At 35.7% G+C, this 10,766-nt stretch carries 8 protein-coding genes; 5 read left to right on the top strand and 3 right to left on the bottom strand.

The window, feature by feature from the left end:
- Window positions 1-594: 594 nt before the first annotated feature.
- Window positions 595-1,539: a DMT family transporter gene (locus tag F6K54_RS31105; protein ID WP_293086538.1), complete on the bottom strand. Its 945-nt coding sequence runs from the start codon at window positions 1,537-1,539 to the stop codon at window positions 595-597.
- Window positions 1,540-2,540: 1,001 nt separating this feature from the next.
- On the opposite strand from F6K54_RS31105, the gene F6K54_RS31100 reads away from it, so the two are divergent.
- The 3 genes from F6K54_RS31100 (at window position 2,541) to F6K54_RS31090 (ending at window position 6,365) form a co-directional block, all read left to right on the top strand.
- Window positions 2,541-3,566, top strand: coding sequence for a hemolysin family protein (locus F6K54_RS31100; protein WP_293086535.1), 1,026 nt, complete (start codon window positions 2,541-2,543; stop codon window positions 3,564-3,566).
- Window positions 3,567-4,157: 591 nt separating this feature from the next.
- Window positions 4,158-4,961, top strand: coding sequence for an SDR family oxidoreductase (locus F6K54_RS31095; protein ID WP_293086533.1), 804 nt, complete (start codon window positions 4,158-4,160; stop codon window positions 4,959-4,961).
- A 651-nt stretch (window positions 4,962-5,612) separates the two neighbouring features.
- Window positions 5,613-6,365: a helix-turn-helix transcriptional regulator gene (locus F6K54_RS31090; protein WP_293086530.1), complete on the top strand. Its 753-nt coding sequence runs from the start codon at window positions 5,613-5,615 to the stop codon at window positions 6,363-6,365.
- Window positions 6,366-6,856: 491 nt separating this feature from the next.
- Here F6K54_RS31090 and F6K54_RS31085 read toward each other — a convergent pair whose 3' ends face one another.
- Entirely contained in the window at window positions 6,857-7,636 is a 780-nt protein-coding gene (locus F6K54_RS31085) for an SDR family oxidoreductase (protein WP_293086527.1), read from the bottom strand.
- A gap of 307 nt (window positions 7,637-7,943) precedes the next feature.
- On the opposite strand from F6K54_RS31085, the gene F6K54_RS31080 reads away from it, so the two are divergent.
- Complete coding sequence (locus F6K54_RS31080) at window positions 7,944-8,915, top strand: alpha/beta hydrolase (RefSeq protein ID WP_293086524.1); 972 nt, start codon at window positions 7,944-7,946, stop codon at window positions 8,913-8,915.
- Window positions 8,916-9,049: 134 nt separating this feature from the next.
- Here the strand turns inward: F6K54_RS31080 and F6K54_RS31075 are convergent, their stop codons facing one another.
- Window positions 9,050-9,307 (bottom strand): hypothetical protein, encoded by a 258-nt coding sequence (locus F6K54_RS31075; RefSeq protein WP_293086522.1) that lies wholly within the window; start codon window positions 9,305-9,307, stop codon window positions 9,050-9,052.
- Between the two features lie 315 nt (window positions 9,308-9,622).
- Here F6K54_RS31075 and F6K54_RS31070 point away from each other — a divergent pair, with 315 nt between their 5' ends.
- On the top strand, window positions 9,623-10,606 hold the full coding sequence (locus tag F6K54_RS31070; protein WP_293086519.1) for a nuclear transport factor 2 family protein: 984 nt from the start codon (window positions 9,623-9,625) through the stop codon (window positions 10,604-10,606).
- Window positions 10,607-10,766 lie beyond the last annotated feature (160 nt).

Raw genomic sequence — 10,766 nt, 5'->3', positions numbered from 1 at the left:
CTCCTGTCTCCTACCCCCACCAAAAGACTTTTTCAGCAAACCCTAAAATATGTATTATAACACGCAATTGACGATTATATATAGCATTTTTGATTGCTTTTATGTAAGCATTTCCTGCGGAATGCTGCGCAAACAGCTATTAGCTGTCAGCGAGCCTCCTACAGAGGAACTGCGGACTTCAGCAACAAGACTCTCTCCTTAAAGGACGGTGTTTAAATTAACAACTGACTTTAAGGGCAAGGGAGACAACTTTTGTAGTGAGACAGTTAAATATTGCTTTTCTCCTAAACTAAAAGCAATAGCTGATAGCTGAAGTCCGCAGTTCCTCCGGTAGGAGGCTGGCTGACGGCTAATATCATGTTCGGTTGAATACTTATAAATAACTTAGCGAGGAGTCAGTCCTCAGGAGTCAGGAGTCAGGAGGGAAGAAAGGAGAAAAATCAAGATAATTTAAGTATTTCAAGATAATTTAAGTATTTATTCGGTACTGTCAGTTCTGAAATTTTATTTATAACTGATTATCCGAACATGATATAAATGCTTACTCTTTTGTAGCCAAGAGACAATATGAAGATGTTTCGCTCTTCTTTCTTCTTAACTTCTGACTTCTTCCTTCTTAACTTTTGACTTCTGACTTATTGAAGCGATCGCCACTCCAATTAACAATATAATTGCACCAAAAAAAACCATTATAGAAGGAACTTCACCGAACAATAAATAACCTAAAAAACTAGCTCCAACAGGTTCAAATAAAGTTGCCAAACTAACAAAAGTAGGAGATAACCAACGTACTACCCACATAAAACTTGTATTCCCTACTAATTGAGGAAATAATGCCATCAATAAGAAGTAAAAATAAACTAAACCAGGATAACCAGAGTAACCAACACCTAAAATTAAGGGAAGAGGCAATAATACAATTCCAGCTACAGAAAAAACTACCACAACATAGCCACCAACACCAAACCCTTTAATTTGAGCTTCCCGTCCCAGAAGTATATATATACTCACTGCCCAAGCTCCCATCAGAGCCAAAAAGTTTCCTAGGAGAGGGTTAACACCTGTAGAACCCCCACCAATATCTGCTAAACCAATGGTTAACCCTCCAACCATAGCTACTACTATGCCAATAACTGTCTGACGAGAGAGTCTTTCCTTCAACCACCACCGCGACAACAAAGCTACCCAGATGGGATTAGTGGTTACTAGAGTAGTAGAGGCAGCGATCGAAGTGTAGGATAAAGAGGTAATCCAAAAAGCAAAATGGACTGCGAGGCAAATTCCTGCTGCTACTGCATAGGGTATTGCTCCCGACTGGAGACTCTGCCACTGAATTTTTGACCATGCTGGCACTAATAATAAAGCAGCGATCGTCACCCGCGAGGCAGCTATTACGAGACTAAACCCTACCCCACTCATGCCAGCAGAGAGACTTGCCAACCTGATTAATATTGCACCTGTAGATATTGCCAAAATACCGATAGTTAAAGCTAATACAATTTGCCAGTTATGAGGTTTCATAAGAAAAAAAAATGGCATAATAAACGTTGTACATCAATATAGTCTTATGTAGTCAAAGAATGTCAAATATCTTCGTGAATTTGTACAAAAGAGCTACTAAATATTTGACAAAATTTAATAACTATCGATTATTATGTTTAATGATATAATCGGGGGTTTGCATTAAATTAAAAGCTAAATAACCATAATAAAGATTCATAAATTATCGAATCCTAATATAATTTTAACTCCTTGATTTATGAGATTAGTTTAGAGACATATCCCATACAAAAAATCATCGGTTTTATCCTGAAATTGACCGACTGTGTTTCTTGTCTAAAAATCTCTATAACTATTCTAATTATTTAGATTGAAAAAACTTTGCAATAAAAGAGAATTTAAAATCAACGATTATCTTGCATATTGCATCCTGTTTGATTATTGATACTCTAATTAATCAGAAAATAGGAACTTTGATAATTGGGCACAATGAAGAGTGGAAGCAGAAGATAAATTTAGGGAAAAAAACATTTCATATTTTGTCTTTGTTCCCTATAATAAATTAATTGAAATGTTATCTTATAAAGCCCAGATGGTAGGGATAAATTTCATTAATTATCAATTATCCATTATCCATTAATGAAATGAACGGTTCTTTGAACATAATGAAAAAAGCAGCTTCCTTTTGTCTTTGATATCGTGTCCGGTAGCATCGGAGCGTGTATAAAATCAAGGTGACACTCTTGAGAAAACCTTCTGCCTCCTGCCTCCAGCTCCCGCTGCCTTCCTTCCAGCAAAGTCTAATTATTCAACCGGACATGATATGACTATGGGATAGAGAAGCCAGTGCGTCAGGCGGGTTCCCCGACAGTCACGCAACTGGCGTGGTGTTGTAGTGCCTCCTCCGGAGGAACTTTCCTACGGAATGCTACGCAAACGCTAACACGAGCGTCAGAGTAACACCTGCGCTCCGAAGGATATGTTATATTTGACTATATTTTTATGAACTATAATTGAGTTTAACCAATTATTAATTAAATATGCTAAAGCTAACTATTATAGTTTTAATTATTCTCATAGGTTCTGCTCTTTGTTCTGCTACTGAAACAGCCTTACTTTCGGTTTCTCCTATCAAAGTACAACAGTTAGCACAGTCTAAAAAACCAGCAGCATTAGCGCTGTGGGGAATTAGGAAAAAAATTAATCGTCCAATTGCTACTGTTGTGATTATTAATAATATTTTTAATATAGTTGGTAGTATTTTAATTGGTAATATTGCAGCTTCGGTTTTGGGAAATGCTTGGTTAGGAGTTTTTTCTGCAATATTAACTTTTTTGGTAATAGTTTTTGGGGAAATTATTCCTAAAACTTTGGGTGAGCGTTATGCCATGCAATTTGCCTTAGCTGTGGCTATACCTGTCCAGGGGTTAACTTTTATATTTACTCCTATAGTTTGGTTGATGGAAAAAATTACTTCTCCTTTTACTAAAGGGCAGAAATTACCCACCACTAATGAAGCAGAAATTATGTTTTTGACCAGAGTAGGATATAAGGAAGGAGTTATTGAAGGTGATGAAGCTGAAATGATTAGAAGAGTATTTCGGCTCAATGACAAAAATTCTTTTGATATTATGACACCTCGAATAGCGACAACTTATCTCTACGCTAATGCAACTTTGTCTGAGGTAAAGTCAGATATTATTGCTTCTCAACATAGCCGCATTATTGTAATTGGAGATTCTATAGATGATGTACTTGGTGTAGCGTTGAAACATGAATTACTTAAAGGAATTATAGAAGGAAAAGATGGTAATAAAATTTATGATTTTATGCGAGATGTTAGATTTATTCCCGATACATTGAGAGTCGATCTATTGCTAAAAGAATTTCAGAAAAATCGTCAACATTTGATGGTAGTTTTAGATGAATATGGAGGAATGTCGGGGGTGGTGACTCTGGAAGATGTGTTGGAAGAATTAACTGGTGAAATTGTGGATGAAACCGATCAAAGTGTTGACTTACAAATTGTGGCAAGGATGAGAGGAAAAAGAAAGTTAAAAGATTAGTTTGAAGAAGGTTTTAGGTGGTAGGTTTTAGGTGGTAGGTGGTAGGTGGTAGGTTTTAGGTGGTAGGTTTTAGGTGATAGGTTTTAGGTGATAGGTGGTAGGTGGTAGGTTAATTAAGGGGAACTTATCCCACTATTTTTAACAAGCTTATTTGTTTAAGTAAAATGTGTTTTAAAGTAAGCATTTCCTCCGGAATGCTTACGTTTGAAAAGCTTAATTTTTCGTTTTGAACTTTCAAATATTATGTCTTTAAGTAGATTCTCTTTTTTACTTCCTTAATGTCAAGATAATTCTTAATGTAAAGATATAGCAGTCGCCACTATAGTTAGGACATCGGATAATTATAATGATTTATGACGCGAGCAAGATGCTCGCACTAATTGTCAAACACCAACCTGGGGATTGTTATAATTGCTATAATACCAATGCAAGCTTCTTCCTTCTTCCCTCTTCCTTCTTAGGACATATCAAAAACTCAAAACTCAGACGACAATGCAAGCTTTTCCCTTCTTCTTTCTTCCTTCTTCCTTCTTCCTTCTTCCTTCTTCCTTCTTAGGACATATCAAATTTTAATTATCCATAAAAAAAACAATGCTACCAACAGTTTTAATCACTGGTGCTTCTCAAGGTTGTGGTAAAGCAACAGCACTTTTATTTGCTAGAAAAGGATATAACATTGTCTTAGCTGCTAGAACATTAGATAAATTAGCAGAAACAGCTAATGAAGTTAGAGCAAATGGTAATTCTGCTTTGGCTATTCCTACTGATGTTACTGATGCTAAACAAGTGGAAGATTTGGTGCATAAAGCAATAGATTTTTATGGCAAAATCGATGTATTAGTTAATAATGCTGGTATTTGTTTGACTGGTGCAATGGAGTATACAACATTAGAAGATTTTCAACAATTAATGAATGTCAATTTTTTCGGTTATGTGAATACAATAAAAGCTTTATTACCTCATTTTTTGGCAAAAAAATCTGGCACAATTGTTAATGTTGGTTCTATTGGTGGGAAAATGCCTTTGCCACAAATGACCGCTTATTGTGCTAGTAAATATGCAGTTACCGGATTAACTGATACTTTACGTTTGGAATTACAGTCAAAAGGAATTAATGTTATTTCTGTACATCCAGGAGTTATTAATAGCGATTTTATGGAAAGAGCGCAGTTTCGTGGTGGAGATAATTCTGAAATAGAAAGTAGTCGTCAACAAATGAATTCTGTTTTAACATCTAATTTTGTTAGTCAGCCAAAAGATATTGCTGAAGCTATCTGGAATGCTGTGAAAAATAAGCAGTCTGAAGTAGTAGTAGGCCCGGCTATTTTAGCAACAGAAACTTATCGATTATTTCCTGGTTTAGTTCAGTTTATGATGGGAAAAAGTTTAGGATAATTTATTATTAAATAGTTTAGCGATCGCTATTAACGAAGTCAGAAGTCAGAAGTTATTTTTGTAACGGGGATTTGAGCCCCGCTCTAAAAATATTTCGCCTTTTGAATAGTTATAATTAGAAGCTTTCGTAGTTGGACTTGAGCAAGAAGATAGATATTTCAGTGGTTCAAGCCTAACTACAAACAAAAATTTTTTGTTTGCTGGCGCAAAACTGCGTTAACGTGTCAGCGGAACGGAGTTCTATCGTTAATTATCCGGACATGATATTAGATCGAATCTGTTAGCTTCTGAATAATATAAGTATGTAGATGCTAATAAACCTCACTATGTAAGGAAATATCAATGTAATTGAAACCTTTGAGATTGCTTCCTTCCACTCCGTTCCAGTCGCAATGACATAGTTGTAAATTTTCCCACTTACCTACTTAAATCTTGCTTTCAATAGGGGCAAACGGACGTTTTTCCTACAATATTTACTCTCTCAAAAACAAAAATATTAAAAGCCTAAATTTATTTCTTCAACCAACATTTAAAATGCCTAGATATCAAGATATATATCCATCATAACCACTGATACAAAGCCTCGATTTAGTACGTCCATTAGCAGCAGATTTATTTACTCTAGAATATTTTGAAGCCGAACCTGCTTCGATGCCTATAAATAAGTACGAACAACATCATATTATTATCAATTTAAAAGAAGAACCTCATAGGGTAGAAAATTGGCGCAATGGAGAACATCGAGATTTTATCTATCACAAAAACGAAATTATTGTTACTCCTGCTGGTATAGAAAGTGGCTGGCAATGGCACGTTCAAAGTAAGTGTATTATTATTACTCTCGAACCTATTAAATTTGAAAGATTTGCTCAAACAGAATTAGGAATTTTACTTTCTGAATGGCAATTAAAAGATTTACCACAATTTTTAGATGAAGATATTACTCAGTCGGGAATCCAACTTTTAGAAGCTTTAAAATGCGAACTCGGTTCCCAAATAATGTTTGAATCTTTTGCTCGTATATTTCTGACTAAACTAATTCTAAAATATGGCTTACAAGCAGAAGAATATGAATTTTCTAAAAGCTTCACTGCCAAACAATACAAACAAGTATTAGATTACATTGCCATTAATTATGGCAATAATATCTTACTAGAAGATATGGCTGCAAAAGCAAGTCTTAGTCCTTCACATTTTTCCCGTTTATTTAAACAAACTATTGGTCAAAGTCCCTATCAATTTTTGATGGCTTACCGTATAGAACAAGCAAAAAAAATGCTCGATAATCCTAATAAATTAATGGCTGATATTGCTTTTACCTGTGGCTTTTCCGATCAAGCTCATTTCTCCCGCGTATTTAAAAAGATAGAAGGTTTAACCCCCAAACAATATCGAAAAAAATAATACTAATTTTGGAACGGGCAAGATGCCCATTCCACAAAACTATTAAAATCATCCCGCATTTATGCAACGCCCAAATATGAAATAGACATCTCCGAAAAAGATATACACTTTTTGCACATAGCAGGCAACAGGCAACAGGCAACAGGGAATAGATTTTTAGGAAAAATGTACGAAAAATGATTTAGGGAAATAACTTTTACAACTCTAACTTATGTTAAATAAAGGGTAAGTTTATTTTCTGGAGATGTCTAATAGAAATCTCCAAAAATCAAAAATAAAATCAATTATTACCCATAAATTATCAATTATTCTTCCCTGTTCCCTGTTCCCTCTTTTCTGGAGATGTCTAATGACAATTACCGAAATATTGTGGTTTAAAGCCTCCCCTTTTAAGGGGAGAATAAATAAAAATTTTCATGATTAGTCAATCCTCTTCTTTTCAAGGAGAGGTAATTCTAATTCTAAATTCTTAATTCTTAATTCTAAATTCTTTAATTACTTTTTTCCATAGTCTTTTGCGACATTTTCAAAACAGTTTTTCTCGGCAGAAATGGTATAACCCAATTCAACATGAAACTCAAGGATGGTTCATTAATTTTGACTAACTCCCCTTTCATCATGGCTTCGTATCCACACTTCGCTACCGACTCAGGAGATGCTGCATTATCCCACATTGAATTCCCTTCAAGATTACCAGCTTGAACAAACCCTGTGGCAACCGCACCAGGACAAAGCGCCGTTGAGGTAACATTAGTATCAGCAAGTTCTTGAGCGATCGCTTGAGAAAAGGAAACAACAAAAGCTTTTGTGGCGAAATAAACTGCCTGTAAAGGCCCTGGAAGAAAACCTGCAGTGGATGCTACGTGCAAAATTTTTCCAGAATTTCTACTAACCATTCCTTGTAAGTACAGATGCGTCAGATTAACCAAAGAAACTATATTTACCTGCATCATTGCTTGGTATTTAGCCAAATCTTGTTCGTGGAATTTGCCGTGTCCCCCAAAACCAGCATTATTAATTAAAATATCGATTTGTATACTTGCTGCTTCAGTAGCTGCAAATATTTTCTCTGCCGAATCTGGTTGTGCTAAATCTGCTGTAATGACTGTTGCTTTTATGTTGTGAGCGTTTTCTAATTCTGATTTCAATTTATTAAGAGCTTCTTCACGACGAGCGACTAATACTAAATCACCCCCTTGAGCTGCGTGCAATTTAGCGAGTTCAGAACCAATTCCACTGGATGCACCTGTTACTAATGCAGTATTTCCCATTAGACATCTCCAAAAATAAAAAATAAAATCAATAATATATTCAAGTATATCATGCTCATGCCCATTTTGCCTTCATAATTTCCCTGACAGATACAATAGCAAGAATCTTCAAAAAATGAAGCAAAAGCTTTCAAGAGATAAATTTTCTGCTGCTTTATATTGAACATATATAGCACTAAAAGAATTGGTTAGGAAATTTTTCAATCCTAAAACCCTTTTACAGTTTGCTATTCCCTGTTCCCTGTTCCCTATTCCCTAGCGCGTAGCGCTATAAGATTCAAATTCAAGAAGAAAAGGAGCAAAAATTATGAAAAAATTACTTTTAACTGCTGCTACTTTTCTACAGTTATCTTTAGTATCTATATCTGAAGCTGCACAAATGCAAAATGTCACTTTCGAGAGCAATAATCAAACCTTAGCAGGGAATCTCTACCTCCCCGATAATTATCAACAGGGAACAAAATTACCAGGCGTAATAGTAACAGGTGCTTGGACAACTGTCAAAGAACAAATGCCTGCAACCTACGCTGAAGAAATGGCCGATCGCGGTTATGCTGTTTTGACTTTTGATTTCCGTAACTGGGGAAAATCTGAGGGAAATGAGCGTCAGTTAGAAAATCCCACTAATAAAACTGAAGATATTATCGCTGCTGCCAATTATTTAACTACACTACCTGAAGTAGACGCTAGTCGTATTGCTGGTTTAGGTATTTGCGCTAGTGCAGGATATATGGTAGATGCCGCAGTTCAGAGTGATGATATTCAGGCGATCGCTCTAGTTGCTCCTTGGTTACATAATCAAGAAATTGTTAATCAAGTATACGGTGGTGAGGAGTCGGTACAAAAGTTAATTGAAACCAGTCGTCAAGCAGAGGCGAAATATGAAACAACTGGTAAACTATCATTAATTCCTGCGGCTAGCACAACTGATGAAAACGCTCTGATGTATCAAGCACCCTATTATACAGAAGAAAATAGAGGTATGATTCCTGAATATGTCAATGAATTTAATCTTGCTTCTTGGGAAGGTTGGTTAACTTATGATGCAATTGCAAATGCCGATAATTTAACTAAACCAGTTTTGATTATTCACTCGGAAGCTGCTGCTATTCCTCAAGGTGCAAAAGAATTTTATCATCGTTTGTCTGGAGAAAAAAACCAACTTTGGTTAGAAAATACTACTCAATTTGACTTTTACGATTCTCCTGAAGTTGTTACAACTGCTAGTGATGCTGTTGCAAAATATTTTGAGCAAACACTTTCAACAATTAACAATTAATATCATGTCCGGTTGAATACTTATAAATAAATGACGGAGGAGTCAACCCACCCCTAACCCCTCCCAGGAGGGGAAGTCAGGAGTCAGGAGAAAATTGTTTCTTCTTCCTTCTTCTTTCTGCTATATTTTGGGAATTAAATACGCTCACAAGTTTCATTTACTACAGATTTCCAGTTTCCTTCATCGTCGGGAATAAAATAAGTCGCGGTAAATTTATCTTGATTATTTTGGATAATTTCTTGACGAAGTGGCGTTGAATTTCCCATTCTCACAATTGTTCCTTCCCAGATTAATTTTCCATCTTGCCAATTGGATGCTGTTAAATTGTAAGAATTACCATTGCCAACAACAACAGAGCGGACTAACTTTTTAGAAGCTGTGTTTTCTCCCATAAAATCTCGCGAATTAATAAGTTTTCCATCATTATATGACTTGATTTTTTCGGTGTTTCTCAAATACAAAAAGTTATTTAAGTCTCGTTTTACCGTCCAAGTAAAAATACCTGATGGAGAATCTGGTGTAGCAGGTTGTTGACAACGCCAACTTCCTTGAAAGTATTATATACGACTAAGTTCTGGAGGGGGTGAGATTATTCTAAATATTTTGATTTAGCCATAACACCATCATTAATAGTTGCCAAAATTACAGCTAAACTTATTAGCGATCGCCAGAATAATTTCATAATTTATCAATAACAATTTTTCAATATGCAAATTCAATTTACTAATTTTACCATGGGAGTACTAGCTATGACACTTGTAGTAACATCCTCTGATTCCATGAAAGTAGAAACACCAGACGAAGCTGCTATCAAAACCATAGTTGAAAGTGTGGCTACTTTAGCCGACAACAGAAATTTTGAGAGTTTAGAAAAGCTCTATGCAGAAGAGGTTGAGGTTGATTATACATCCGCTTTTGGTGGAGAAGTAGAATTAAAAAGTCCTCAAGCATTAATGACTCAATGGGCAAGCAGTCTACCAGGGTTTGAACGCACGCGACACCAAATATCTAATATCAAAACTGTAGTAAATGGAGACCGGGCAACTGCTACTGCTGATGTCGTCGCTAACCATTATTTAGACAAAATGTTTTGGCAAATTACAGGTAGTTATAAATATAATGTAGTTAAAGAAGAAGGAGAATGGAGAATTTCTCAGATGACCTTTCTTGCCAAATCTGAAAAAGGCGATCGCCAGATTATTAATGAAGCTGTAGAGGAAGCTAGTATCAACCCTGCACCGTATATTCAACGACAGCAGACAAAGCAAGTTGTGCTCGATTTCTTAACATCTTTGGAAGAAAAAGATATGGATAAATTAGCATCAGTTTGGGCAGAAGATGCCGTACAAGATATGCCATTCTCACCGGAGAATTTTCCTAAGCGCGTCACTGGAAAAGCTAACTTAATCAAACATTATGCTACTTGGCCAAAAATTAGCGGTAAAGCAAATTTTACTGAAAATTTGGTATTTTATCCCATGCAGGATGCAACTATGATTTTTGCTGAATGGCGAGGTGATGTAGAAATAATTTCCACCGGGCGTATTTATCAACAGCGATATGGCGGATTATTTCATGTTGTAGATGGCAAAATTGAACTGTTTCGAGAATATTACGATCCAATTGTGTTTAAGTATGCTTTTGGTTTAGATGAAGCAGAACGATCAGGCAATACTAATTATCCGCTTTAGGCAGGTGATTAGCAAAAATAACTAACTATCAACTATCATAGATATTGTTTGATTGACTAATTTCACTCACTTAACTATTTCGGAGTACATAACAAGATGCAATACAAATTATTAGGAAAAAGTGGACTCAGAGTATCCGAGCTATGCTTGGGCACAATGA

It is taken from the genome of Okeania sp. SIO3B5 (genome assembly GCF_010692555.1).
Classification (GTDB): domain Bacteria; phylum Cyanobacteriota; class Cyanobacteriia; order Cyanobacteriales; family Microcoleaceae; genus Okeania.
Note: the sequence above shows the minus strand (reverse complement) of the source record. Positions and strands in the feature narration are given on the sequence as shown.